This window comes from Cognatiyoonia sp. IB215182, assembly GCF_033963905.1.
Taxonomy (GTDB): domain Bacteria; phylum Pseudomonadota; class Alphaproteobacteria; order Rhodobacterales; family Rhodobacteraceae; genus Yoonia.
The window spans coordinates 192835-218746 of sequence record NZ_JAXBMB010000001.1 but is presented as its reverse complement, the minus strand read 5'-3'; the positions used below and the strand labels follow the sequence as shown (position 1 = coordinate 218746).

At 59.2% G+C, this 25912-nt stretch carries 26 protein-coding genes and 1 riboswitch; of the genes, 13 read left to right on the top strand and 13 right to left on the bottom strand.

Annotation, left to right across the window (positions count from 1 at the left end; genetic code table 11):
* The first annotated feature begins 47 nt into the window (after positions 1 to 47).
* Together bchE and SLH47_RS01080 are read left to right on the top strand one after the other, a co-directional pair.
* Entirely contained in the window at positions 48 to 1541 is a 1494-nt protein-coding gene (gene bchE, locus SLH47_RS01085) for a magnesium-protoporphyrin IX monomethyl ester anaerobic oxidative cyclase (RefSeq protein ID WP_320237445.1), read from the top strand.
* 146 nt (positions 1542 to 1687) lie between these two features.
* Positions 1688 to 2311 carry a LysE family translocator gene (locus tag SLH47_RS01080; protein WP_320237444.1) on the top strand — a complete coding sequence of 208 codons (624 nt, stop codon included), beginning with the start codon at positions 1688 to 1690 and terminating at the stop codon, positions 2309 to 2311.
* Positions 2312 to 2386: 75 nt separating this feature from the next.
* On the opposite strand, the gene aroA is transcribed toward SLH47_RS01080, so the two are convergent.
* The 9 genes from aroA to miaB all read right to left on the bottom strand — a co-directional run bounded on the left by aroA (position 2387) and on the right by miaB (position 12023).
* Positions 2387 to 3739 carry a 3-phosphoshikimate 1-carboxyvinyltransferase gene (gene aroA / locus SLH47_RS01075; protein ID WP_320237443.1) on the bottom strand — a complete coding sequence of 451 codons (1353 nt, stop codon included), beginning with the start codon at positions 3737 to 3739 and terminating at the stop codon, positions 2387 to 2389.
* Between the two features lie 89 nt (positions 3740 to 3828).
* Positions 3829 to 4542, bottom strand: a complete 714-nt coding sequence (trmB, locus tag SLH47_RS01070) for a tRNA (guanosine(46)-N7)-methyltransferase TrmB (RefSeq protein WP_320237442.1) — start codon at positions 4540 to 4542, stop codon at positions 3829 to 3831.
* Between the two features lie 32 nt (positions 4543 to 4574).
* Positions 4575 to 5228 carry a hypothetical protein gene (locus tag SLH47_RS01065; protein ID WP_320237441.1) on the bottom strand — a complete coding sequence of 218 codons (654 nt, stop codon included), beginning with the start codon at positions 5226 to 5228 and terminating at the stop codon, positions 4575 to 4577.
* Positions 5229 to 5312: 84 nt separating this feature from the next.
* Positions 5313 to 6494, bottom strand: a complete 1182-nt coding sequence (gene metK / locus SLH47_RS01060; RefSeq protein ID WP_320237440.1) for a methionine adenosyltransferase — start codon at positions 6492 to 6494, stop codon at positions 5313 to 5315.
* A 7-nt stretch (positions 6495 to 6501) separates the two neighbouring features.
* A riboswitch (SAM-SAH riboswitch) is annotated at positions 6502 to 6551 on the bottom strand.
* A 33-nt stretch (positions 6552 to 6584) separates the two neighbouring features.
* Complete coding sequence (gene lnt / locus SLH47_RS01055; protein WP_320237439.1) at positions 6585 to 8087, bottom strand: apolipoprotein N-acyltransferase; 1503 nt, start codon at positions 8085 to 8087, stop codon at positions 6585 to 6587.
* On the bottom strand, positions 8080 to 8967 hold the full coding sequence (locus tag SLH47_RS01050) for a hemolysin family protein (RefSeq protein ID WP_320237438.1): 888 nt from the start codon (positions 8965 to 8967) through the stop codon (positions 8080 to 8082). Before SLH47_RS01050 ends, lnt begins: the two co-directional genes overlap by 8 nt.
* A 33-nt stretch (positions 8968 to 9000) precedes the next feature.
* Positions 9001 to 9489 (bottom strand): rRNA maturation RNase YbeY, encoded by a 489-nt coding sequence (gene ybeY / locus SLH47_RS01045; RefSeq protein ID WP_320237437.1) that lies wholly within the window; start codon positions 9487 to 9489, stop codon positions 9001 to 9003.
* A 34-nt stretch (positions 9490 to 9523) separates the two neighbouring features.
* Positions 9524 to 10537 carry a PhoH family protein gene (locus tag SLH47_RS01040; RefSeq protein ID WP_320237436.1) on the bottom strand — a complete coding sequence of 338 codons (1014 nt, stop codon included), beginning with the start codon at positions 10535 to 10537 and terminating at the stop codon, positions 9524 to 9526.
* Positions 10538 to 10715: 178 nt separating this feature from the next.
* Positions 10716 to 12023, bottom strand: coding sequence for a tRNA (N6-isopentenyl adenosine(37)-C2)-methylthiotransferase MiaB (gene miaB, locus SLH47_RS01035; protein ID WP_320237435.1), 1308 nt, complete (start codon positions 12021 to 12023; stop codon positions 10716 to 10718).
* 112 nt (positions 12024 to 12135) lie between these two features.
* Here miaB and SLH47_RS01030 point away from each other — a divergent pair, with 112 nt between their 5' ends.
* Together SLH47_RS01030 and SLH47_RS01025 are read left to right on the top strand one after the other, a co-directional pair.
* On the top strand, positions 12136 to 13002 hold the full coding sequence (locus SLH47_RS01030) for a glycosyltransferase family 2 protein (RefSeq protein ID WP_320237434.1): 867 nt from the start codon (positions 12136 to 12138) through the stop codon (positions 13000 to 13002).
* Between the two features lie 193 nt (positions 13003 to 13195).
* Complete coding sequence (locus SLH47_RS01025; protein WP_320237432.1) at positions 13196 to 13963, top strand: DUF6065 family protein; 768 nt, start codon at positions 13196 to 13198, stop codon at positions 13961 to 13963.
* A gap of 106 nt (positions 13964 to 14069) precedes the next feature.
* Here the strand turns inward: SLH47_RS01025 and SLH47_RS01020 are convergent, their stop codons facing one another.
* Positions 14070 to 14822: an SDR family oxidoreductase gene (locus SLH47_RS01020; protein ID WP_320237431.1), complete on the bottom strand. Its 753-nt coding sequence runs from the start codon at positions 14820 to 14822 to the stop codon at positions 14070 to 14072.
* A 274-nt stretch (positions 14823 to 15096) separates the two neighbouring features.
* Between SLH47_RS01020 and fabB the strand changes: the two genes are divergently transcribed.
* Genes fabB through pcaD form a run of 7 tightly spaced genes read left to right on the top strand, consistent with a single transcriptional unit; the run spans position 15097 to position 21623 of the window.
* Positions 15097 to 16326, top strand: coding sequence for a beta-ketoacyl-ACP synthase I (gene fabB / locus SLH47_RS01015; protein WP_320237430.1), 1230 nt, complete (start codon positions 15097 to 15099; stop codon positions 16324 to 16326).
* A 4-nt stretch (positions 16327 to 16330) separates the two neighbouring features.
* Complete coding sequence (locus SLH47_RS01010) at positions 16331 to 17122, top strand: enoyl-ACP reductase (RefSeq protein ID WP_320237429.1); 792 nt, start codon at positions 16331 to 16333, stop codon at positions 17120 to 17122.
* A 60-nt stretch (positions 17123 to 17182) separates the two neighbouring features.
* Positions 17183 to 17860: a haloacid dehalogenase type II gene (locus tag SLH47_RS01005; protein ID WP_320237428.1), complete on the top strand. Its 678-nt coding sequence runs from the start codon at positions 17183 to 17185 to the stop codon at positions 17858 to 17860.
* Entirely contained in the window at positions 17860 to 18678 is an 819-nt protein-coding gene (locus SLH47_RS01000) for an alpha/beta hydrolase (RefSeq protein WP_320237427.1), read from the top strand. The genes SLH47_RS01005 and SLH47_RS01000 overlap by 1 nt, the downstream gene beginning before the upstream one ends.
* Complete coding sequence (locus SLH47_RS00995; RefSeq protein WP_320237426.1) at positions 18675 to 19646, top strand: threonine/serine dehydratase; 972 nt, start codon at positions 18675 to 18677, stop codon at positions 19644 to 19646. The genes SLH47_RS01000 and SLH47_RS00995 overlap by 4 nt, the downstream gene beginning before the upstream one ends.
* Complete coding sequence (locus SLH47_RS00990) at positions 19643 to 20842, top strand: endonuclease/exonuclease/phosphatase family protein (RefSeq protein WP_320237424.1); 1200 nt, start codon at positions 19643 to 19645, stop codon at positions 20840 to 20842. Before SLH47_RS00995 ends, SLH47_RS00990 begins: the two co-directional genes overlap by 4 nt.
* Positions 20829 to 21623, top strand: coding sequence for a 3-oxoadipate enol-lactonase (gene pcaD / locus SLH47_RS00985; RefSeq protein WP_320237423.1), 795 nt, complete (start codon positions 20829 to 20831; stop codon positions 21621 to 21623). Before SLH47_RS00990 ends, pcaD begins: the two co-directional genes overlap by 14 nt.
* A 113-nt stretch (positions 21624 to 21736) precedes the next feature.
* Here the strand turns inward: pcaD and SLH47_RS00980 are convergent, their stop codons facing one another.
* Positions 21737 to 22405 carry an imm11 family protein gene (locus SLH47_RS00980; protein WP_320237422.1) on the bottom strand — a complete coding sequence of 223 codons (669 nt, stop codon included), beginning with the start codon at positions 22403 to 22405 and terminating at the stop codon, positions 21737 to 21739.
* Between the two features lie 62 nt (positions 22406 to 22467).
* Positions 22468 to 22695 carry a hypothetical protein gene (locus SLH47_RS00975; protein WP_320237421.1) on the bottom strand — a complete coding sequence of 76 codons (228 nt, stop codon included), beginning with the start codon at positions 22693 to 22695 and terminating at the stop codon, positions 22468 to 22470.
* A 194-nt stretch (positions 22696 to 22889) separates the two neighbouring features.
* On the opposite strand from SLH47_RS00975, the gene SLH47_RS00970 reads away from it, so the two are divergent.
* Positions 22890 to 24107, top strand: coding sequence for a TCR/Tet family MFS transporter (locus tag SLH47_RS00970; protein ID WP_320237420.1), 1218 nt, complete (start codon positions 22890 to 22892; stop codon positions 24105 to 24107).
* A 2-nt stretch (positions 24108 to 24109) separates the two neighbouring features.
* Here SLH47_RS00970 and SLH47_RS00965 read toward each other — a convergent pair whose 3' ends face one another.
* A complete protein-coding gene (locus SLH47_RS00965) occupies positions 24110 to 24550 on the bottom strand; it encodes a GNAT family N-acetyltransferase (RefSeq protein ID WP_320237419.1) in 441 nt (146 codons plus the stop codon).
* 29 nt (positions 24551 to 24579) lie between these two features.
* Here SLH47_RS00965 and SLH47_RS00960 point away from each other — a divergent pair, with 29 nt between their 5' ends.
* Complete coding sequence (locus tag SLH47_RS00960) at positions 24580 to 25812, top strand: mandelate racemase/muconate lactonizing enzyme family protein (protein ID WP_320237418.1); 1233 nt, start codon at positions 24580 to 24582, stop codon at positions 25810 to 25812.
* The last annotated feature ends 100 nt before the right edge of the window (positions 25813 to 25912 follow it).

The window sequence follows — 25912 nt, the reverse complement described above, 5'->3', positions numbered from 1 at the left end:
GCTGATCTCGCAGTTAGCCGTGGGGTCATCAACGACAGGATCTTCCCATGCGCATCACCCTGCTTCATCCCCCGCATACATCCATCGGCAGCCGCGTTCCACGCGAAAATCTGCCGCCCTACGGTCTGCTCTGTGTCGGCGGACCACTTATTGATGCGGGTCATGCCGTGCAACTGATCAATGCTGATCTTGACCCGATGAAGCCTGCAAGGATCGTGCGAGAGGTGCGCGAGAGCCGCCCGGATGTGGTGATGATCGGGCATTCCGGTTCAACCTCCGCGCACCCGACCGTCATGACGCTGGCCAAGCAAATCAAACACACTCTGCCCGATGTGACGATCATCTATGGCGGGGTCTACCCCACCTATCACTGGGAAGAAGTGTTGGCCCAATGCCCTGCCATTGATGTCATCGTGCGGGGTGAAGGTGAGGCGACAACGCCTAAACTGATCGCAGCGCTTTACGGCGATCTGTCGCGCATCAACGGCATCGCCTATCGCCGCGATGGCGCGCCTCATGCCACCGCCCCTGCCCCAATGATCACGGATCTGGATGCATATCGGATCGGCTGGGAGCTGATCGATTTCGAACAGCACAGTTATTGGGGCGGCAAGCGGGCCGTGATCATGCAGTTTTCGCGCGGCTGCCCGCATCTGTGCACATATTGCGGCCAGCGCGGCTTCTGGACCCGCTGGCGGCATCGCGATCCGGTGCGCTTCGCGGCCGAGATTGCGCGGCTCCATCGCGAACACGGGGTTGAGATGATCAACCTTGCCGATGAGAACCCGACAACTTCGCCCAAGGCCTGGCGCGCGTTTCTGGAGGCGATGATTGCCGAAGACGTGCCCGTTCAGATCATCGGCAGCACGCGCGCGGATGATATCGTGCGCGACGCCGATATCCTGCATCTTTATAAGGCCGCCGGATGCCTACGCTTTCTGATGGGATTAGAGGGAACCGACGAAGCGACACTGACCAAGGTCAAAAAGGGCGGCACGCGAGCGAAGGACAGGCTTGCCATCGACTTGCTGCGTGCCCACGGGATCATCGGGCTCTGCACCTTTGCAGTGGGCTTTGAGGAGGAAACCGACCGCGATTACTGGCGGATTCTGTGGCATCTGCTGTCCTATGATCCCGATCAGGTGATGTCGGTCTACGCCACGCCGCACCGTTGGACGCCCTTTTTCCAAACGGTAAAGAGCCGGCGCATCATCGAAACCGACCAGCGCAACTGGGATTACAAACATCAGGTGATGGAAGTGCCGCGCGTCCCGACCTGGCGCGTCTTTCTCTGGGTGAAATGCATCGAGATTTGCCTGCAGGCCCGGCCCAAAGCGCTCTACCGGACCTACTTTCATCCCGACCCCGACATGCGCCACGCAATGCAATGGTACACCCGCATGGGGCGGCGTGTCGTCCTGCGCGAGGCCTGGCATTGGCTCAAGCGCAAGCGTCGTCCAGGTATCACAGTTGCCGCATTTCTGGGCGCGGAGACTTTGCCAGAGAAGGCACTGGATCAGCCCGGTTCAGTGAACCGCTGACCCTGCCCACACGCATCCGGACGACAAATCGCTACCACCATCGGCACCAACACCCAACGTTCTCGCGCGGTCGATTGTGCCGACTTGGCTCCCGCCCGCCATTTAACTACTGTAATACGTGTCCAACGATCCAAAAGGACAGCGTCATGGAATATGTGAATTTCTGGATCATAATTGGTGCGTCCCTGTTGGGGGGACTGACACCCGGACCGGCAACTCTCGCGATCGCTGGAACTTCGATGGCGCGAGGCCGTGCAATGGGGCTCGCGCTCGCATGGGGCGTGACCGGCGGCTCAATGGTCTGGGCAGTATTCGCAGCCTTGGGGTTCGGCGCCCTTCTTGCGGCGAACCAATGGCTTGTCGAGATCATCCGGTACGCTGGGGCAGCCTATCTGGCATGGCTTGGCTATCGGGCGGCACGCTCTGCAATGCAGGCCAAACACCTGAAACCAAAGGATATTGGAACGGCATCATATATCATTGCCTGGACGAAGGGGGCTTTGATCCACCTGACCAATCCGAAGGCTGTCATCTTCTGGGGCTCTATCTTTGCAATCGGGTTGAGGCCTGGCGCGGGTGCAGAAGCTATCTTATGGATCGTTGGCACATGTGTCGCGATCAATTTCATTCTGGTGACTTTCTACGCCGTGCTTTTTTCAAGCCGCCCACTCACAGACACCTATTTGCGAGCTCGGCGGTGGTTGGAAGCGACATTTGCGGCGTTCTTTGGCGCCGCCGCTTACTACTTGCTGACCAGCCGAACCAACTAACGGGCTAAAAGAAGAACCCTAGAGAAACCTCGGTAGGTTTGGACGCTTTCAGGTCATGGGGCAGGACCATTCTCTCTAGGCGTTCGACCGCACGATCTGCGCGCCCAAATCGGCCATCAGCCCCTCAAATATCGGGAATGATGTCGCAATCGGGGAGCCGTCATCCACCGTTATCGGTTTCTGAGACGCCATCCCCAACACCATGAACGCCATTGCGATGCGGTGATCAAGTTCGCTGGCCACGGTCGCGCCGCCGGGCACATTGCCGTGGCCCAGCCCGGCTACTTTCCACCAATCAGGCCCTTCGTCCACTGTGACGCCCGCGGCGCGCAACCCCTTGGCCATCGCGTCGATCCGATCGCTTTCCTTGACTCGTAGTTCCTTGACGCCCTGCATGTCCGTCACGCCCTCGGCGAAGGCCGCAACGACCGATAGAACAGGATATTCGTCAATCATGCTCGCCGCGCGTTCGGGCGGCACGGCGATGCCTTTCAGATCAGACGAGAACCTGGCGCGTAGATCGGCGACGGGCTCGCCGCCCTCTTCGCGCATGTTCTCGTAGATCAGATCAGCTCCCATTTCCTGCAGCGTGGTGAAAAGGCCCGCGCGGGTCGGGTTGAGCCCGATATTGGGGACAAGCACATCCGATCCCGGTGTAATGATCGCGGCACAAACGGGGAAAGCGGCAGATGAGGGGTCACGCGGCACCACGATGTCTTGCGGTGTGAGTTCCGGCTGCCCGGTTAGCGTGATGACCCGGCCCTCTTCGGTCTCTTCCACGGTCAGTTCCGCGCCGAAGCCCTGAAGCATACGTTCGGTATGATCGCGGGTGGCCTCTTTCTCGATCACGACGGTCTGTCCGGGCGCGTTCAACCCAGCGAGCAGCACCGCCGATTTCACCTGTGCGGATGGCATTGGCACGGTGTAGCGCACCGGCACCGGGTCCACCGCACCCACAAGCGTCAGCGGCAAGCGCCCGCCGCTGCGCCCCACTGCCTGCGTGCCAAACAGCGCTAAAGGGTCTGTCACTCGCCCCATTGGGCGGCTGTTGAGCGAGGCGTCACCCGTAAACGTCACCGTAATCGGTGAAGTCGCCACGGCGCCCATGATCAGCCGCACGCCGGTGCCGGAATTGCCGCAATCGATCACCTGATCGGGCTCAGCAAGGCCGCCGACGCCCACACCCGCAACGCTCCATTCCCCGCCGCCATGATCCGTGACTGTCGCGCCAAGCGCACGCATCGCCTTGGCGGTATCCAGCACATCCTCGCCTTCCAGCAGGCCCGCAATATGCGTCTCGCCCACGCACATCGCGCCAAAGATCAGCGAACGGTGCGAGATCGATTTGTCGCCCGGCACATGCGCCGTTCCGCGCAGCGGGCCGCAAGGGCGAGATGTCATCGGAATGGGGGTGCCGTGGCCGGACATGGGCGCTTCCTTCTTCTTCGCGCGGGTCATAGCGCAGCGTTTGGCGGGGGTCCACAACCCCTGACCATCTCGCGCAAAAAGGGCCGGGCTTACAGCCGACGAAACGTCAGGTAGTGAGGCGTACGCCCCTCACGCAGTGCTTTTTGTTCGTAGCGTGTCGACAGCCAGTCATCCCACGGTTCTTGCCAATCGCTGGGGCGTTCGGCGAGCCAGTCAAAACCGTGCTGCGGCACCTGTTCGAGGGTGTGGCGCACATAATCAGGGATGTCCGTGGCGACGCGCAGTTCCGCCCCTGGCTTCATCACCCGATGCAGCGGCACAAGATGCTCTGGCGTCACGAACCGCCTGCGGTGATGTCGCTTTTTGGGCCATGGGTCGGGATAGTTCAGGAAGACCTTGCTGACCGACATATCAGGCAAAACATCAAAAAGATCCCGCGCATCACCGGGATGGACGCGCAGATTCTCCACCTCAGCCTTCCGGATTTTGCCGAGCAGCATCGCCACGCCATTCACGAAGGGTTCGCAGCCGATCAGGCCAACCTCAGGATAGGTTTCGGCCATGTGTACAAGGTGCTCACCACCGCCAAAACCGATCTCAAGCCAGACATCGCGCCCTTCAAAAAGTGCCTGCAGATCAAGCGGAGTCCTCTCGGGATTGTCTTCCCAGCTCACCGCACCCGGCGACAAGGCTGCAAGGTCATTCTCGAGATAGTCGTGCTGTGCGGCACGGATCGTCTTGCCACGAAACCGGCCATAGAAATTACGCCAAGGCGCGCCAGAGGGATGTCTGTCCTTGCTCATGGCGCAGCATCTAGCAAGGCCCGCGCCTGTGATCAATCACGCAGGATACCTGCCGCCTCAAGCTCTCGCCTTGATGGGAACCACATAATGGGTCGGTACATCTTGGTCTCGATCGCAAAAAGCGGATCGACACCGCGGTCGATCATGAACTCGATCTGGGCGGCGGTTTCGTGCTGGGTATCCTGATAGACCCATGAGGCGAAATCGAAGGCCGTGTCCCAGTTTTCATCTTCGCGCCATTCCTTGAAATAGGATTGCATCCCCGCTTCAGACCAGCTGTTCTGGTGAAAGCCCAGGCGCGAGCCGCGGGTCAGACTGCGCTTTTCTCCCGCCAGAAAAATCGTGACGCAGGAACTGCTGCATTCCCCTTCGGCCACAGTGTCGAGCCCGAAATCCAGCACGATATGCGCCATTTCATTGCCTGCCCAGACAAGACCGCCGGTACTGGTCAGTTGCAATGTGGTGATATCCGGGTTGCGCCGCAGCAAGGTCCGCAACTGGTCCACATCCGGCCCATCGATTTCGGGGTAAGCATCGCCCGTGACATTGCCGCTGTCATAGATCAGCATGGCACCATCGACGGTGAACTTACTCGCCGTCGTGCCGGCTTCGCCCGCATATTTCTGTGCCCAGATCGGCGTGCAACTGCACGCGATCCCCAGGGCCATCAGCATGGTCCGTATCATCAGGCACTCCTTACCCTGAGGGCAGTTTACCCGGTGATATGGCTTTTCCAAGGCGCGCTGGCCCCTTGGAAACGCATCCCAAGGTCAGACAGCGCGTTTCAACGCATCGACCAGATCGGTCCGTTCCCAGCTAAAGCCACCGTCGGCATCAGGTTCACGACCAAAATGGCCATAGGCCGCGGTGCGTTCATAAATCGGCTTGTTGAGCGACAGATGCTCGCGAATGCCGCGCGGGGTCAGGTCCATCACCTGTGCGATGGCCTGTTCAATCGCCTCTGGCGCAACCTCACCCGTGTCATGAGTGTTTGCATAGATCGACAAGGGTTTGGCCACACCAATCGCATAGCTCAGTTGGATCGTGCAACGTTCGGCCATGCCTGCCGCGACCACGTTTTTCGCGAGATAGCGCGCCGCATAAGCCGCAGAGCGGTCGACCTTGGTCGGGTCTTTTCCAGAGAACGCACCACCACCATGGGGGGCCGCACCACCATAGGTGTCGACGATAATCTTGCGGCCTGTGAGGCCCGCGTCACCGTCCGGTCCGCCGATAACGAAGATGCCAGTCGGGTTGACCCACCACTCCGTCTTGTTGGTGATCAGCCCGTCGGGCAGAACATCGCGGATATAGGGTTCCACGATGGCGCGGATATCGTCGCTGGTCTGATGTTCGTGTTCATGCTGGGTGGACAGCACGATCGAGGTCACTTCGACAGGCTTGCCACCCGCATAACGAAGTGAGATCTGGCTTTTCGCGTCAGGGCGCAGCGTTGGCTGCTCGCCCGATTTGCGCACCTCGGCCAAGCGCCGCAACACCGCATGGGCATATTGGATCGGGGCTGGCATCAACGCCTCTGTTTCGGTCGTGGCATAGCCGAACATGATACCCTGATCGCCTGCGCCCTCATCCTTGTCCTCAGCGGCATCCACACCTTGCGCGATATGTGCGGACTGCTCATGGAGAAGGTTGGTGATGTTGCAGGTCGCGTGATGGAACTTGTCCTGCTCATAGCCGATATCCTTGACACAAGCCCGGGCGATATCTTCGACCCGGCCCATGTAATCCTTCAGCTTGGATTGGTCCGACAGGCCCACCTCACCCCCGATGACAATCTGGTTGGTCGTGGCAAATGTCTCACAGGCGACGCGCGCCTCAGGCTCTTCGCTCAGGAATGCGTCCAGCACTGCATCAGAAATGCGGTCGCAGACCTTGTCAGGGTGACCTTCGGACACGGATTCCGAAGTGAAAATGTAGTCTTGTCTTGCCATGGGGATGTGCTCCGATAAGAAAAAATCTGCCACGTCAGGAAGCCGTTGTGACAGAACCTTTGTCGCGTCTATGGGGTCATTGCGCGAAGGTCAATTGGTTTCGCGCATGCGCCCTGTTACATGACCAATGGTTAACAAAATGAGCACAATAGCCACAGGCCAATCGCCCATCCGAACGTAGAATGTCGAGGGCAAGGCTGGGGGCAAAGCCACGTCCAGAGCGCCGTCAACGCCTAAGGGCAACTGCGCGATAATGCGCCCCTTCGCGTCGATCATCGCGCTGATCCCGGTATTGGCGACTCGCACCATGGGCAGGCCCTGTTCAATCGCGCGCAAACGGGCTTGCGCCAGATGCTGATAAGGCCCCGCCGCCTGTCCAAACCACGCGTCGTTGGTGATCAGCAGCAGCAGGCGAGCGCGGTCACCGCCGTCACTGATTTCCTCGGCAAAGATGCCTTCATAGCAAATCAGCGGAATGGCATTTCCGATCCCCGGAATTGCCACTGGCCCAGGCGTTGCGCCGGGGGCAAAGCCCGTGCCAAGATTGCGCGCCAACCCTGCCATACCCGCGCGCCCCAGAAGGGCGGCACCCGGCATGTACTCCCCGAAAGGTACAAGGTGGCGCTTGTCATAAATGGCATCAAGCGATCCGCCAGGCCCCATGACAACAAGACTGTTGTAAAAGTTGCGATCCGCGTCAAACCGCTGAATCCCAAAGACGAGCGGCGCGTCACGCGCGGCATCCACGATAACCCGCATGTCATCTTCGATATGGTTCAGAAGATAGGGGATCGCCGTTTCCGGCCAGACGACAAGATCGGGACGCGGCCCTTCGCCCGTTGCCGCGATCATTCGCCTAACAAAGGTATCGCGATGGACGGGATCCCATTTCTGGCGCTGCGGCGCATTCGGCTGAACAAGGCGCACAATCGGCGCGTCCGGCTCTGACGGCACGGCCGCGCCGGGTCGCAGCAGGAACGCTGTAACTGCAAGGACAGACAGCACCGCTGCACCGGCGATCCTTCGCTGTCTGGTCAACGCTGTCAGCGCAAGGGCAGCCACAATTGTTAAAAGGCTCAACAGATGCGGCCCCCCGAAGGCAGCAAGCTGCGCCATCGGCGTGGTGATCCAGACATGCCCGACCAGCGCCCATGGAAAGCCTGAGAGTATGAGAGAGCGGGTGATCTCTGCACCTACAATCATCAGACCCAATGACAGTGCAGTGCGGAGCAGAAAACGTTGCGCAAGCCAAGCCGCCAGCCCCCAGAACAAGGCGGCGCCGGCGGCCATCAGGACGATGGCAAAGGGCGCCATCCATCCGTGCCGGGCCAGATCGACAAAAAACGGCTCGACAATCCAACGCAGGGAAAACGCAAAGTAGCCAACGCCGAATGCCCAAACCTGCCACATCGCCCGCTTGGGCGTCGCTTGCCGATCGTGGAGCCAGAACAGGGTCGCGAACCCGATCAGCGTGGCGGGCCAGATATCCAAAGGCGCCTGCCCCAGCGCGGCTAAAACGCCCAAGCCTACCAGCAACAAAAAACGATGCCACGCCTTTGCATCTGCAAAACGCTGCAAAATGGTCTCAGCCATGCGTTGCGCTGTGCAGCCTGACGCGCAAGCGCTTGATCCGGCGTGGATCGGCATCCACGACCTCAAATTCCGGGCCGTCAGGGTGCACGATCACCTCACCACGCGCAGGCAGATGCCCGGCCAGCAAGGTGACGAGACCGCCCAACGTGTCGATCTCTTCCTCATCGATATCGGCGTGTTCGGTCAGCTTCATCCCGATTTCCGCCTCAAAATCATCCAGATCGGTGCGGGCCTGCGCGAGGTAGCATCCGGGCTTTTCCATCACCCAGCTTTTCGCCTCTTCGATGTCGTGTTCATCTTCGATCTCACCCACGACCTGTTCGATGACATCCTCGATGGTCACAAGGCCGTCCGTACCGCCATATTCATCGATGACAAGCGCCATATGGGTCCTCTCCGCCTGCATTTTTTGCAAAAGCACACCCAGAGGCATCGATGGTGGCACATATATCAAAGGCCGGGCGATATCGCGCAAGTCGAGATCCGGGCCATTGCCGTTAAACCCATGACGCAGGGCAAAGTCCTTAAGGCTGAGAAAGCCGATCGGCGTATCTAAGGTGCCGTCATAAAGCGGCAGGCGAGTAAGGCCGCAATCGCGAAAGGTGCCAACCAACTCATCCTTAGTGATGCCCAAGGGGACGGCCACGATATCGGGCTTGGGGATCGCTACATCCTCCACCCGCATCCGACGCAAGTTGAGCATTCCCAGAACCGACCCCGACACCCGCGCGGCCTCGCGCGGCACGGCGTCGTGAACCTCTGCAGGGGCGGGAGGGCGAATTGCATCGCGAAGACGGGCGAAAAGGCCCAGTTGTGTCTCGTTCTGGTCCGTTTGCGCGCCTGGCGCTGCGATAGATGGACCCTCGCCGGTATCGCCCATGTGTTCCTTACCTGTGTGGCCGCTTTGGCCGCTCTACATCCTATATGGGTCAGAAAGCCCCAGCTTGCCAAGAATTTCTGTCTCAAGCCCTTCCATCAGCGTCGCATCGCGGTCGCGCACATGGTCAAAACCCAGCAGATGCAGCGTACCATGCACCAAAAGATGCAGCGTATGATCGGCAAAGGGTTTGCCCGCCTCCGTCGCTTCGCGCGCACATGTGTCATAGGCGATTGCGACATCGCCCAGTTCGGCATCACCACCCGGCGATGGGGGCAAAGGCATCTCACCATCGACAATTGCTGCACGCTCTTCCGATGGCCAGCTGAGGACGTTGGTGGCCTGCGGCTTGCCGCGAAAATCTGCGTTTAGCGCGGCGATCCGGGCATCATCACAGGCAAGCAGGCTGATTTCAAACGCGGATGGTTCAAGGCCGAGCCGCTCCAGTGCTGCATCGGTCGCCTTTTGCGCCAGCGGCTCAATATCGGCCCAGCGCGGGTCTTCGATGACGATATCAACGCTCATGGGTCCAGCCTGAGAGGCTCACCAGATTCATCCTCTAGCTTGCATCGTCTTTGTCGTAAGCCTGAATAATTGCCGCGACTAGGGGGTGACGAACAACATCCTTGGCGCTGAAATAGTTAAAGCTGATCTTGGGGATGTCTTTCAGCAAACGCTCTGCATCCCAAAGCCCTGAATTCACGCCGCGCGGCAGATCGATTTGTGTGCGGTCACCAGTGATCACCATGCGCGAACCCTCGCCCAAGCGGGTCAGGAACATCTTCATCTGCATGGTCGTGGCATTCTGCGCCTCATCGAGCACGACGAAAGCATTCGACAAGGTTCGCCCGCGCATGAAGGCGAGCGGGGCGATTTCGATGATCTTTTCTTCCATCATCTTCGCCGCCTGCTTGCCCGGCAGAAAGTCATTCAACGCGTCGTAAAGCGGCTGCATGTAAGGATCGACCTTGTCCTTCATGTCACCGGGCAGATAACCCAGTTTCTCGCCGGCCTCCACAGCGGGCCGCGACAGGATGATCTTGTCCACATGGCCACCGATCAGCATGTTCACGCCAACCGCCACAGCCAGATAGGTCTTGCCAGTACCTGCGGGACCAATGCCAAAAGCAAGCTCATGCGTGAAAAGCGATTGCACATAGGCTTTCTGTGCATCCGTCCGCGGTTCAATCAGTTTTTTGCGGGTCTTGATCTCTACCCGGGCGGTCTCGCCCTTGAACATCTCGATCTGATCGCCGTCCGCGCTTGGATCAAACATCGCGTCGGGACCCATGCGCAATTCCCGATCGAGATCACCAGGTTCGAGCGTGCGGCCCGCCTCAAGGCGGCTATAGAGCGATTGCAGCACTTGGGTAGCATCGTGGCGTGGACCGTCTTCGCCGATCACCGCCAGCTGATTTCCCCGGCGCAGGATCTGCACACCCAGCTTGTCTTCGATGGTGGTCAGGTTGCGATCATACTCACCACAGAGATCGATCAGCAGGAAGTTGTCAGGGAATTCCAAAAGGGATTCGTTGACGGGATCAGCGGGTGGGGTCAGGGCACTGGTGGCCAAACAGCTCTCCTTTGAGTCTATATGTTGATATCGTGGCAAGTCCGACCGCAAGGCGCAAGCGTGCAACTGCAATTGTCACCGAATTGACATCAATTGAGGCAGGAAACCACCTCTCCTGCTGCGCATCAGACTTTTCGAAAAGTCTGAACAAATTCCTTATCAAGGAATTTGCGCCCCGCTAAAGGAGCTGGCCTTTCAATGAATTCGGACTGTCTTCAACCACGCGCACCGCGCGGACCTGGCCCAGCACATCCGCTGGCGCGTCGGCATAGACCGCGTGCAGATATTCTGATTTCCCGATCATCTGGCCTGGTTCACGCCCGGCTTTTTCAAAGAGCACTTTGACCTCACGCCCGACCATCGCGGCCTGCGTGGCTTGCTGTTGTTCGCGCAACAGCGCCTGCAGGCGCTGTAACCGATCATGGGCGATCTCATCGGGCAATTGCGGCTTTTCCGCAGCCGGAGTTCCCGGGCGGGTCGAGTATTTGAACGAATACGCCTGCCCGTAATGCACCTCGCGGACGAGGTTCATGGTGTCCTCAAAATCTTCCTCGGTCTCGCCGGGAAAGCCCACGATAAAGTCGCCGGAGAGCAGCAGGTCAGGTCGTGCCGCGCGAATGCGTTCGATCAGGCGGATATAGCTTTCGGCGGTATGTTTGCGGTTCATCGCCTTGAGGATCCGGTCCGACCCGGATTGGACTGGCAGATGCAGGTAAGGCATCAGCTTTTCGCAGGTGCCATGTGCGTCGATCAGCGCATCGTCCATGTCGTTAGGATGAGAGGTCGTGAAACGGATGCGGGCCAGGCCGTCGATCTTGTCCAATTCCCAGATCAGCCCGGCGAGGCCCTCCGGATGACCGTGATAGGCGTTCACATTCTGCCCTAGCAGTGTGATTTCCTTCACACCCGCCTCAACGAGCTCCTGCGCCTCGCGGATGACGCGCATAGCGGGGCGCGAAACTTCGGCACCGCGTGTATAAGGCACGACACAAAACGCGCAGAACTTGTCGCATCCCTCCTGAACCGTCAGAAACGCGGTTGGGCCGCGCTTGGCCTTGGAACGGGTTTTGAGCGTGTCGAATTTGTCGTCTTCTGGAAAATCCGTATCCAGCGCCTTCTCACCGACTCGCACCACATCTTCCATCGCAGGCAAGCGGTGATAGCTTTGCGGACCGACGACCAAATCGACCATCGGCTGGCGACGCATGATCTCTTCCCCTTCGGCCTGTGCAACACAACCCGCCACACCAATCTTCAGATCGGGCTTTTCGGCTTTCAGATCCTTGTAGCGGCCCAATTCGGAATAGACTTTTTCCGCCGCCTTTTCGCGGATATGGCAGGTGTTCAGCAGGATCATATCCGCGTCATCGGGAACTTGCGTCTCGACATAACCTTTGCCGCCCAGCGCCTCGGCCATGCGTTCACTGTCATAGACATTCATCTGACAGCCGTAGGTTTTGATAAAAAGCTTCTTGGGCGCGGACATCGGCAGGGGCTCGCAGCTTGGCGTGAATGGGCGGCCTTCTAGCGGGTCGGGCGGGCGCTTGCAATGCGGCGCAAGATGGCAGACGTTGCGCCCAGCCCGACCGGATGCCCAGATGACGCATTATCCTGACCTGACCGCCCTAATCCGTGACCGCAGAAACGTGCTGACATGCGGACCGATTGCACTGATTCTTGTGGAGGATGCGGTGGAAGTCGAGAGTACGATCCAGCATCATCAGTCACTGGGATTTGCACAAATCATCGCCTTTTGCGCGCAGGACTTCGCCGCGCGCCACCACTTGCCCGATGATATCCATCAGGTCGACCATGACGTGACCGCCGATGGCGCACTGATGCAGATCGTCAATGCCATGATCGAGGCGGCCCCCGGTCAATGGATCTACTATAGCTACAACGCCGAATACCTGTTTTACCCGTTCTCAGAACAGCGCAGCATAGGCGAGATGCTGGGCTTCATGGTCGAGGAACGGCGCGACGTGGTCGCGTCATACGTGGTCGACCTTTACGCGGGTGACCTGACGGCCCATCCGACGGGGGTAGCGCGCGAGGATGCCTATTTTGACCGATCAGGCCACTACGCTCTGGCGCGGACGGACGAAGAAGGCATTGCGCTTGATCGGCAGATGCACGTCTTTGGCGGTCTGCGCTGGCGGTTCGAGGAACACATCGCAGAGGAAAGACGGCGGATTGACCGGACACCGCTTTTCCGCGCGCAGCCGGGGCTGAAGATGCTCCCGGATCGCAGTTTTAATATCGATGAGTACAATACGATGTCCTGTCCCTGGCATCACAATCTGACGGCGGCCATCGCCTCGTTCCGCACAGCCAAAGCACTCCGCCGCAATTCTGGTAGCCGACATGCCATTGCAGGGTTTCACTGGCAGCAATCGGAAAAGTTCAACTGGCGCGCACAGCAATTGATGGATCACGGATGGATGGAGCCGGGGCAGTGGTTCTAACAGCGCCAACCCTGCGTCGCAGCCACGGCGGACATTAATGGGAACCAACAAACCAGGATCCTGAAACTGCTTCTGCACCAGGGTAACTGCCGCCGTTCTGCCGACAATCACCACCAGCGCAGATGCAACTTGATCGCTCTGGCCGCAGATGCTTACGTATCTCAGGCCGCCAACATGATCGGAACCAAAATATATGCCTGACAGCGATCGCGAAATGCTGCCCGTCTACCCGGATCTTGAGTGTTTCCGAGAACACGACAACACGCCAGAGATCATACCTGGCAGGGCCACCCGTGACTGGATGGATGAGACAAACAGTCGTTTCGCCTATCGTTGTACTCCTTTGCCGATTGCCAATTCGAGCGGCTGGGAAATCATCATGCCGTTTTCAATTGCCGCGCACTGGAACGGTGGCAATTTGCCAACCGATGTCGTCATCACAAGTGATGAGCCTGGCGAGCTGGTCAAACATCTGGCGGTCCCGGCTTTTGGGCATGGTATCCTGACATTTCACCCCGGTTACCTCTTCCGCACATCACCCGGCTGGGCCATTGCCGCGCGCGGCGCACCAAATACTGTCAAAGACGGGATTACCGCACTTGAGGGACTGGTTGAGACAGATTGGCTCCCATTCACCTTCACGATGAACTGGCGCTTCACACGTCCGGGAACGGTCTATTTCGAGAAGGGAGAGGCGTTCTGTTTTCTGTCGCTTGTTCCCCATGCCGCCCTTGACCACATCCAACCGCGGCTTCGGACGTTTGATGAGGCCGAAGAGCTGAAACAAAGCTTCGATCACTGGCGGAAAGGGCGGAACGATTTTCACGCACGTCTCGCCGAAGGCGATCCCGAAACCGTCAAACAAGGCTGGCAGCGCGACTACGTCAAGGGACGTGATCCATCAGGACGGTTTGAACCGGATTTCCATCTGTCGCGCCGCAGGCTCAAAAGTCCGATCTGACCGGGTTGCCACGCGAAGTCGAAACACAAAAGCAATTGTTGCCTGCACTAGCTCAGCTGAGAAAGCGGACACCAGCCTCAACAAAGCCGGTGCCCGCAAAACGGCCCTAGATTTTGCTTATTGAGTTTCCACCATCGGCGATCATCGCACTTCCCGTCACAAAGGAAGCATGATCAGAGAGCAGGAACAGAGCCGCTTCGGCAATTTCTGCGGGTTCGGCCATACGTTTGAGCGCGTGAAAACCCCGAACCTTTTCGTGAAACATCGGATCATCGCCAGCCATTGGCGTCATCGTCCCACCCGGAAGAAGGGCGTTCACGCGGACGTTGTCCGGCCCATGTTCAACCGCCAAAACCTGGGTCAAACCGATCAATCCAGCCTTCGCGGCTGCATAGGCAGCCATGCCCGGCAGTCCGATCGTATGCCCCACAAAGGAAGAGGTGAATACAATTGAACCGCCACCCGCTTTCTTCAATGCAGGAATCTGGTGTTTGGCTGCATGGAACCCGCTGCTCAAGTTGACTGAAAGCACTTCGTTCCAGTTTCTTGCATCCATGTCAGGGGCGGGCACCAAGTCTCCGATGACGCCGGCATTGTTGAATGCCCCGTCGAGACCGCCGAATTCTTTTTGAGCAAGTTCGACGAGCCCCATCGCATAGGCCTCGTCCCGGACATCACCCGCAAGCCGTATGGCCTTGCCGCCGCTGTGGGCGATTTGCGCAACGGTTTCATCCAATTCGGCTTCACGCCGTGCACCCAACACGACATTGGCGCCATTTGCAGCGAAAAGGCTTGCCGCTGCTGCGCCGATGCCACTACTTGCGCCTGTAATGATGATCGTTTTGTCTTTCAGTTCCATAGCCATGCCTTTTTGAGTGTTGCATGGCGATTGACTAAAGCTGGGCTGCGGTATCGTTCGACCCGAATGATGCGCAAGCCGAAGACGGTACTCGCAAAGCGCATGATCCGGGTCCACCACCCCGTTCAGATGCAGGCGTGCGGCCATTGCCGCAATATCGGCAGGAACGGGATCAACGCAGCCAGCCCTGACGGACGCACCGCCTTCAAAACACCGCTACTTGCCCCTGCGTTCCCTCTCCCCTACACAACGGCTAAACCATTGAGGAATTGCCATGCGTCGTGTTGTCGTCACAGGATTGGGCATCGTATCGCCGATTGGAAACAATGCGGCCGAGGTGACCGCCGCGCTGAAGGCCGGCAAGTCCGGCATCGAAGCGAGCCCCGAGATGATTGAGCACGGGTTTCGCAGCCAGATTGCCGGCACGCTCAAGATCGATATTGCAGAGCATATCGACAAGCGCACGTTGCGCTTTATGGGACCAGGCGCGGCCTATGCCTATATCGCGATGCAACAGGCTATTGATGATGCGGGGCTGACGGAAGACCAGATTGTCAACCCGATGACCGGTCTGATCGCAGGCTCGGGCGGGCCGTCGACCTCGGCATTGCTCGCGGCGCATAATGTCGTCAAGGAAACCGGTGCCACCAAGCGGATTGGTCCCTTTGCCGTGCCAAAGGCGATGTCCTCGACCGTGAGCGCGAATCTTTCGACGGCCTTCAAAATCAAGGGGATTAACTTCTCCATCACCTCGGCCTGTTCGACCTCTTTGCACTGCATCGGTATGGCCGCCGGTCAGGTCGCGCTCGGCAATCAGGACATCATGTTCGCGGGCGGTGGTGAGGAGCTTGATTGGACCCTGTCCTGCCTCTTTGACGCGATGGGCGCGATGTCGTCGAAATACAATGACACGCCGGAACGGGCGTCGCGCGCATTTGATGCCGACCGCGATGGCTTTGTGATCGCCGGAGGCGGTGCGATGGTGGTGCTCGAAAGCCTTGAAAGCGCGCAAGCCCGCGGGGCCAAGATTTATGCCGAGGTCACAGGTTTCGCCGCCACATCCGATGGTGCCGATATGGTCGCCCCTTCTGGCGAGGGCGGTGAACGGGCGATGCGCGGCGCTTTGAAGACACTACCTGAGGGTCGCAAGGTCAGCTACATCAACGCCCATGGCACATCGACACCGGTCGGCGATGTGGGTGAGGTTGAGGCGGTCCGCCGTGTCTTTGGCCAGGGATCAACACCGCCGATCAGCTCCACCAAATCCATGACCGGCCATTCGCAAGGGGCCACTGGCGCGCAAGAGGCGATCTATTGCCTGTTGATGCTGCAGGACGATTTCATCGCACCTTCGATCAATGTTGAAAACCTCGACCCTGCCCTTGATCCGTCCGAGATCGCGACATCGCTGGTCGAGAATGCGGGGCTTGATACGGTGATGACCAATTCCTTCGGCTTTGGCGGCACCAACGGCTCTATGCTTATGTCCAAATTCCACGGGTAATTCCATGACACAGTCAATGCACGGCAAACGCGGCCTGATCATGGGCGTCGCCAACGAACGCTCGATTGCATGGGGGATCGCCAAGGCCATGGCCGAGGCCGGGGCAGAGTTGGCCTTTACCTATCAGGGCGAGGCATTCGGCAAACGGCTGGAACCGCTCGCGGAGTCGGTTGGATCAGACATCATGCTGGATGTCGATGTGACCGATGACGCCAGCATGGATGCGGCCTTTGCGGTGATCAAGGAAAAGTGGGGCAGCCTCGATTTCGTCGTGCACGCCATAGCCTATTCCGACAAGAACGAACTGACGGGCCGGTTCATCAACACGACCCGCGACAACTTCAAAAACTCGCTAGCAATCTCATGCTATTCATTCATTGACGTCGCAAACCGCGCATCCCAACTGATGCCTAATGGCGGCACGCTGTTGACGCTGACCTATCAGGGCTCCAATCGCGTCACGCCATTTTACAACGTCATGGGCGTGGCCAAGGCCGCATTGGAAAGCACGACGCGCTATCTGGCCAATGATCTGGGGCCGCAGGGTATCCGCGTCAATGCGATCAGCCCAGGTCCAATGAAGACCCTGGCTGGAGCAGCCATCGGCGGCGCGCGGCGGACATACAAACATACCGATCAGAATGCACCCTTACGGGCCAATGCGACGCTAGAGGCTGTCGGGGGCACCGCCGTCTACCTCGCATCTGACGCGGGCGCCTGCACAACCGGAGAGATCATTCGGGTTGATGGCGGCTTCCACGTTTTGGGGATGCCGCAGCCGGATCATCTGGTGTGACAGACGCGTGGTGAGGCGGCACCCCCATGATACGCTTCCGCCAGATCTGGGGAGACTCTGATGCCAATCACCACCTGTATCTTCGATGCCTATGGCACGCTGTTTGATGTGAATGCGGCGGCAGCCCAAGCTGCAGCCGAGTCCGAACATGGGGATCTGTCAGAGGTTTGGCCCGCACTGGCGCGCGATTGGCGGCTCAAGCAACTGCAATACACCTGGCTGCGAGCAGTGGCGGATCAGCACTGTGATTTCTGGCAGGTCACACAAGACGGGCTGGACTGGGCCATGGAGGCCAACGGGCTCTCAAGCGACACGACCCGCGCCCGGCTCTTGGAGCTTTATTGGGAGCTCGCGGCTTACCCGGAGGTTCCTGCGATGTTGGGCGCGCTCAAATCTGCAGGAATGGCCACCGGCATCCTGTCAAATGGCAGCCCGGATATGCTGAACGGGGCCGTGTCGTCCGCCGGGATTGAGGACAGCTTGGATGCCGTGCTGAGCGTCGAAGAGGTCGGCGTCTTCAAACCACATGCGCGCGTCTACGATCTGGTCGGGCAGCGCTTTGGGTGCGCACCCGATCAGGTTCTCTTCGTGTCCTCAAACGGATGGGACGCCGCCGGAGCCGCAGGCTATGGCTTTCAGACCGTCTGGGTGAACAGGGCGGGTGAACCAATGGACCGCCTCTACGCCAAACCACATCACATCCTGTCCGATCTGACGACCATCCCGGAGCTTGTCTGATGCCCTATTTCCACAGCCAAGACGGCCTGCGCCTGCATTATCTGGACGAAGGTGAGGGTGTGGCGGTGATCGCCCTTGCGGGCCTCACGCGAAACGCGGCAGATTTTGACCATGTCCAGCCGCATATGCCTGTCAGGTTGATCCGACCCGACTATCGCGGGCGGGGGCAGTCGGATTGGGCCGATCACAGAACCTATACGATCCCGCAAGAGGCACAGGATGTGCTTGCGCTAATGGATCACTTGGGGCTTGAGAAAACGGCAATCCTCGGCACGTCGCGAGGCGGGCTGATTGCGATGATGCTCGCGGCAACGGCAAAGGATCGGCTGATCGGCGTAGCCCTGAACGATATCGGGCCAGAGATCGCCGATAAGGGCCTTGACGTGATCAAGGACTATATCGGGCGCAATCCGGCGCAGAAGACCTATGCCGAGGCGGCGGCCTTTCGCGCCACGAACTGGACCCATTTTGAGGACGTCCCGATGGAGCGCTGGCTGGCCGAAGTACGGGGCCAATATCAGGAGACGCCCGAGGGCTTAGTCATCCGCTATGATCCCAAACTGCGCGATGCGGTCCTGGAAGCAGGTGCTCAGCCGGTGCCCGATCTTTGGCCGCTGTTTGACGCATTGGCAGGCTTGCCATTGGCCCTGATCCGCGGCGCGAATTCCGACCTTCTGACCGCCGCAACGGCCGGTGAAATGGCCCGCCGTCGCCCCGACATGCTGCGCACAGACGTACCCCGGCGCGGCCACGTGCCGTTTCTGGATGAGCCGGAGGCGTTGGCAGTCTTGCAGGACTGGATAGGACAACTGACATGAATATCGACATGATCCGCGCCGCCGCCGATAGGCTGGCGGGCCATGCGCGGTGGACGCCGATCCTGACATCCCCGTTCCTTGATGACATTGCCGGGCGTCGGGTCTTTGTGAAGGCGGAATGTCTGCAACATACCGGATCGTTCAAGTTTCGCGGCGGTTGGTCGGCGATTTCGGCTTTGACGGACAATGCGTTGAAGGCGGGCGTGATCGCCTTTTCCAGCGGCAATCATGCACAGGGCATCGCACTCGCCGCCCGGGAACATGGCGTGCCCGCAATCATCGTGATGCCGTCGGATGCCCCCGCACTCAAAATCGAGAACACAAAGGCATTGGGGGCCGAGGTCGTGCTTTACGATCGCGCCACTGAATCGCGCGAAGAGATCGGCGCGGCGCTGGCAGAGCAGCGTGGACTGACGCTGGTCAAGCCATTCGATGAGCCACAAGTGATCGCTGGGCAAGGCACCTGCGGTTTGGAGATTGCCGAAGACATGAACGCGCTTGGCGTGACGCAGGCCGATGTCGCAGTCTGCTGCGGCGGCGGCGGGCTCACCTCCGGCATTGCGCTGGCACTGGCTGCCGATGCGCCGGAGATGCGGGTCCGACCGGTGGAGCCGGAAGGATTCGACGACGTGACACGGTCGCTCAAATCCGGGCGGATTGAGCGCAACGAACGCCTCTCAGGTTCGCTCTGCGACGCGATCATCACGCCGCAGCCAGGCGAGATTACGTTTCCGATCATGCAGGCGCATTGCGGGCCGGGGATTGTCGTGAGCGAAGACGAATGCCTGCGCGCGATGGCGCACGGGTTTGAACGCCTCAAGATCGTGATCGAACCGGGCGGTGCCGCAGCGTTGGCCGCCGCCCTGTTCCACCCCGACGCATTTGAAGGCGACGCCGTCATTGCGGTCGCCACCGGCGGCAACGTGGACGCCGCGATCTTTGCCAAGGCGTTGGAGACCCTCTCATGACCCGTTTCACCATTGCCAGTTTCAACGTCAAAAACCTGATCGAGGCAGAGGAAGAGTATTACAGGTTCGAGGAATACACGCCCGAGGAATATGCCTGGAAACGCGCCTGGCTTGCCGATCAACTTCTCACGATGAACGCCGATATCGTCTGCTTTCAGGAGATTTTCAGCGAAGACGCTCTGCGCGATGTGATCATCGAAACGGACGAACTGGGGCTGGCCGCCAATGAGGCCGTGATCCCCGATCGGTCAAAGCGCTATGCGCGCAAGGCGATCTTCCGTAAACTGGCGTATGAACCCTATACCGAGGCCGCATTAGCCTTTGCGCCCAACAGCTTTGATGGCGGGCCGGGCCAACGCCGACCCGGTGTGGCCATCCTCTCGCGCTTTGGATTTGACGGGCTGCCAGAGGTTGTTCAGGACCTGTCCGAACCGCTCGACATCCCGTTCAGCGATTTGGGCGGGGATGATGGCGGGTCCTACCGTCTGTCACGGCTGAGCCGACCGATCCTGAAAGTGCGGGTGCCGGTTGAGGATCAGGTTGTTACCGTCTTCAACTGCCACCTCAAATCGAAGCTGGGCGAGTTTCCGCGGCGCGAAGGCGCGGCCTTCCCGCCTGAGGCCGATCTGGTGAATTACGATGCGGCAGGCCGCGCGATGGGATCGCTGCGCGCGGCGTTGCGGCGGATGGCTGAGGCCTGGGTCCTGCGCCGTGCGATCCTTGATGAGTTGGAGGCGGGCAACCCTGTCATGGTGCTGGGTGATTTCAACGACAGCGAACATGCGGTCTCATCCGAGATCATCACCGGAGAGGCGCCGTTCAAAAACTACGCCTGGATGCGCAGGCATGACGCAAAGGACCGGCGGGATCGCTACTCGGACGAGGAAGACACCATCATCCAGGAAGCCGTCGGCAAGGTCCGCCTTTATTCCGCCGAGAAGCTTTTCGTGAAGAAGTCTCTACGCGACATGGTCTATACCTCGGCCTTTGGCGGTGTCTTCGAAAGCATCGACCAGATCCTGATGTCGCGGCATTTCCTGCCCGAATTTGCTGACCGAATTGGGGAAATGGAGTATTTCAGCGTGCTGAACGACCATCTCACCGATGGCTCTCATCCGGAGGCCCCCTACAACAAGCTCGCCTCAGATCACGGGCAGATCATGGCCCATATGGTGATTGGTGATGGCGACGATTGAGGTCACGCGCAGCGGTGTGAAACTGCATGCAAAGGTGACCGGGCCGGAGGACGGCCCACCCGTTGTCTTTGCCAATTCGCTCGGCACGACCTTGCATCTGTGGGACCCGATCCTGCCGCATCTGCCGGGCGGCTTGCGCATCATCCGCTATGACAAGCGGGGCCATGGCCGCTCTGACGTGCCGGACGGCCCGTACACCATGGGACAATTGGTCAGCGATGCTGAGGCGGTCTGCAAGGCGGCTGATGTGAAAGACGCACTGTTCGTCGGTCTTTCAGTCGGCGGCATGATCGCGCAGGGCCTTGCCGTGAAACGCCCCGAACTGATCCGCGCGCTGGTCCTGTCAAACACGGCTGCGAAAATCGGTAATCCGAAGCTCTGGCAGGACCGGATTGATGCGGTACGCGCGCATGGTATGGCCGGAATTGCAGATAACGTGATGCAGCGCTGGTTCGGGCGGGATTTCTATGGGACGCCAGACATGGCGCCCTGGCAGGCCATGTTGGAGGCGACCCCGGCGGAGGGTTATGCCGGTGTATGCGCTGCGATTGCGGGAACCGATTTCTATACGCCAACTTCCGGTTTGCGCATTCCGACATTGGGCATCGCCGGGTCAGAGGATCGCGGAACACCGACTGATCTTGTGCGCGAAACGATTGACCTGATCCCCGGCGCGCAATTCGTGCTGATGCGCCGTGTCGGGCATTTGCCATGCGTGGAGGCGCCGGAGGAATATGCCGCGCAACTGACTTCCTTTATGAAAGCGGTCGGACATATTTGATATCGGAAACGGGCGTGTGGGTTTCACCCACCCTACGCTTGCTAAACAAATCGCCGTACTCGCGAATGACTTCACGGAGGATAGTGTCGTTACCTTGAATGCACTGAGCCAATTTAAACCTCTTTCATCTGAAAATGCTTTGGCAGGCGCAAGCCCGCCTCTCTTGCTCGTTGCTGCAATTCATTGGACAGAAAAATGTCTGGCTGTGTCAGCTTTTTTTCGCGCCACAAATGCGCGTTCACGACAGCATCCTTGGACACCGCCAACCCTGTGATTGCTTTCTTGATCGGTGCAACACCACGATAGTTTTCGTAACCACTGATGTTGTAGCACTCGTCCTTGCTGTGGTCTGGGTTGAATGCGTCAAGAAACTGACCGATGCGGAGGCCATAGTACGTGCTCGGATAGGTTTTGTTCCGCGGCATTCTGATTTCGATCGGCCAGAATTGGTGGACGCCGGGTTCCAACTCTTCAAGGATATCTTTGAAGCCCTGATCAACGGCCAAAAGGCGATTGCTTGTGTTCAACAAGGAACCTAAGGACCTGTAAGACTTCACAGTCAAAAATTCATTGGGGCATTCGGCATCCGTCATTGGTCCGAAATCTCGCGTATACTTCTTTGAAAACCCCGTCAGCGAGAATCGTTTAACCATGCCTCTGAGTTTCTTTTCCTCCTCAGACATTTGATTATAGTATTCCCGGAGCGCTTCTTCTCGCCCGACGTAGTCACCATCCGGAAAAAATTCGCCGAACCTGCTCGGCTCATGCATACCCCATGCCATTCGGATCACCCTTCTTTTTTTGAGCACCGTTTAAGTCTTGCTTTACAACGTCAAAACCGTACTCAATTCTTCTCATAAGAAGGCTCAGATTTCTGTGCCCCCGTCTTTTCCAACGTCTCAGCATCCACGAAATGTGTCACGATGGAACGCATCCGCAGATCCCAGTCCTTCACCACCTGTTTAAAATTCGCGATGACTTGCACGGTCGTTTTCTGACCCCGGGGCTTTCGCCCATCACGCCGGATAGATCCGGTCGGGGGCGTGGCGGTCTCATTCTTCGGATAGGCCATAGTCCTCATTGGGTTCGGGCTCGTGTTATGGGCGCTCGAAGCACCGCTATCATGGCGCGCTTTGGTTGCAACAACTTGTCCATGGACCAGAGCGGCATGTCAAAACGCTTTGTTGCAGCCCGAACCTGCGCCGCGTGGGTTTCACCCGCCCTACCGGGCTTGCAAAGTGAACTGTGCAGTTTAATCCTGCGCCGATGAACAAGCGCCTTGCCACGACCTTTATCCTGATCTCCGTCATGCTCGACAGTATGGGGATCGGGTTGATCATGCCGGTCATGCCCGACCTGATCCAAGAGGTTGAGGGGCAAGGTCTGGGTGCTGCGGCGCTGTGGGGAGGGTTTCTGGCCACGATCTTTGCGGCGATGCAGTTTCTCTTTGGCCCTGCGGTTGGCAACCTCTCGGACCGTTATGGGCGACGCCCCGTCCTGATCATCTCGCTTGTGATCATGGCCTTTGACTATGTGCTGATGGCGCTTGCGCAAACGATCTGGCTTTTGATCATCGCGCGGGTCATCGGTGGGATCACAGCGGCCACGCAATCGACTTCTGCCGCCTATATGGCCGACATCTCGGAGCCGCACGAAAAGGCCGCGAATTTCGGGCTGATCGGCGCCGCCTTTGGGGTTGGGTTTGTGCTAGGTCCTTTGCTGGGCGGGCTTTTGGCAGAGTTCGGGACACGCGCGCCGTTCTGGGCCGCCGCGTTCCTCGCCGCCGCCAACGCGATTTTCGGCTATTTCGTGCTGCCCGAAACCGTGACCGACAAGATCCGCCGCCCCTTCTCGTGGCGGCGCGCCAATCCGCTAGGGGCGTTCAAGAATATCGGTGCCCTCCCCGGCCTGAAACGGCTCTTGCTCATTACCTTCGTCTACACGATCGCCTTTTTCGTCTATCCCGGCGTCTGGGCCTATTTCGGGGCCGAGCGATTTGGCTGGGGCCCCGGCATGATCGGCCTGTCGCTGGGTGTGTTCGGGGTGGGCATCGCGTTGGTGCAGGGGCTTTTGATCAAGCCGATCATCAACCGGATCGGAGAGCGCCGCGCCGTTATCCTGGGCCTCTCGATTGATGTGCTGGCATTTGTGGCCTTGGGTTTCATCACCAATGGCTGGGTTGCTTTGGCCTTCACACCGCTGACCGCACTGGGGTCCATCGCCGGACCGGCCTTACAGGGGATCATGTCGCGTACGGCACCTGATGATCAGCAGGGTGAGTTGCAGGGGACCGTCACCTCGATAAATGCGGTGGCGACGATTGTAGCACCCCTTACCGTTACGCAGACTTTCTGGTACTTCACCTCACAAAACGCATCCTTCTATTTGCCGGGCGCCCCGTTTCTGTTGTCAGCGGCGCTGACCATCGGCTGTATCCTTGTCTTTATGCAGACGCCCAGACCAGCGCGCGCCCGCGCCGTCTAGCGCTAGGCGTCCATCGCCCCGTCCCAGTCATAGACCACGATTTCACCCGTCTCGCGCGCATCAAGCGAGCGATAGAGTGCGCGGGCCGCCGCATTGTCGCCTTCCGTGGCAAGCCAGATGCCTTCGCAGCCACGTGCGCGGGCGACCTGCATCAGGGCCGCGCAAAGGCGTTTCGCGATGCCGCGCCGCTGATAGGTGTCACGGACGCCAACCTCATTGACAAAGAAGGCAGGCGCCTTGTCAGGATGCAAAAGGACCTGACCGCTGGCCATGCCGACCGCCTGATCGCCATCAAAGGCGAGGATGATCTCATGCAGTGGTTCGTCCAAGAAGGCGCGCGCCTGTTCGGGCCGCACGGCGTAGTCAAACAGGCCGGGCTCAACGGCCATCAACAGGTCCACATCGTCTGGACCTAACTGGCGAAGCGTGATTGTGTCGGCCATAAACGCGCCTTTTCGAAAGTCTCCCCAATATGAAACTTGCCGATCTTGAGGTCATTGTCACGGCCCCGCCAGCGCCCGGATGGGGCGGGCGGTATTGGATCATTCCGAAGGTGACGACGGACACCGGAATCGTGGGCTATGGCGAATGCTATGCGTCCTCTGTGGGGCCAGAGGCGATGACCGCCGTGATCAAGGACGTGTTCGAACGCCACATGGCGGGCGAGAACCCGGAGAATATCGAATTGATGTTCCGCCGGGTCTATTCGGCAGGCTTCACGCAGCGCCCTGATCTGACCGTGATCGGCGCATGGTCGGGATTGGAGATCGCCTGCTGGGACATCCTCGGCAAGGACCGCGACAGACCCGTGCATGCCCTAATCGGCGGGCGCATGAATGACCGCATCCGCGCCTACACCTATCTTTATCCGCGTCCCAGCCATCCTTTGCCTGCATTCTGGGCCAGCCCTGAGATGGCTGCCGAGGTTGCGCTGGATATGGTCGAGCGCGGTTACACAGCGGTGAAGTTCGACCCCGCCGGTCCCTACACGATCCGTGGCGGGCATATGCCGTCAATGTATGACATCTCGCTTTCGGTCGCGTTCTGTAAAGCGATCAGAGAAGCGGTTGAAGATCGTGCGGACCTTCTTTTTGGCACTCACGGGCAACTCGGCACCGGCGGAGCAATCCGACTTGGGAAGGCGCTCGAGCCCTACTCACCACTTTGGTACGAAGAGCCGATCCCCCCCGACAACGTGGCCGAGATGGCCAAGGTTGCGGGGGCCGTCGGCATTCCTGTCGCGACGGGCGAGCGGCTGACCACCAAGGCCGAATTTGCGCCATTACTGCGTGCCGGTGCGGCGACGATCCTGCAACCGGCTTTGGGGCGCGCGGGCGGTATCTGGGAGACAAAGAAGATCGCGGCCATGGCCGAAGTCTATAACGCGCAGATGGCTCCGCATCTTTATGCCGGTCCGGTGGAATGGGCAGCCAATGTGCAACTCGCCGCCGCGATCCCGAATATCCTGATGGCCGAAACGATTGAGACCCCGTTCCACAAAGATCTGATCAAAGGCACGATCACGGTCGAGGACGGGTACATCCCCGCCCCGACCGCACCTGGTTTAGGGATCGACTTTGACGAAGACCTCGCCCGCGCGCATCCCTATGAAGGGGACGGGCTGCATCTGCAGATGCAGGAGGAGCCGATCAGCTACAGCGAGGTGAACACCTTCGCTGGCGGTGCACCGGTGAAGTCAGAATAGCATCGCAGAGTTTCCGAACTACTAAACTCACAATAAACCATCAGGCGTTTTTGGAAGATCACTAGCGCGCAGAAGCCCGCCATTGAATTGCAAAGAGGCG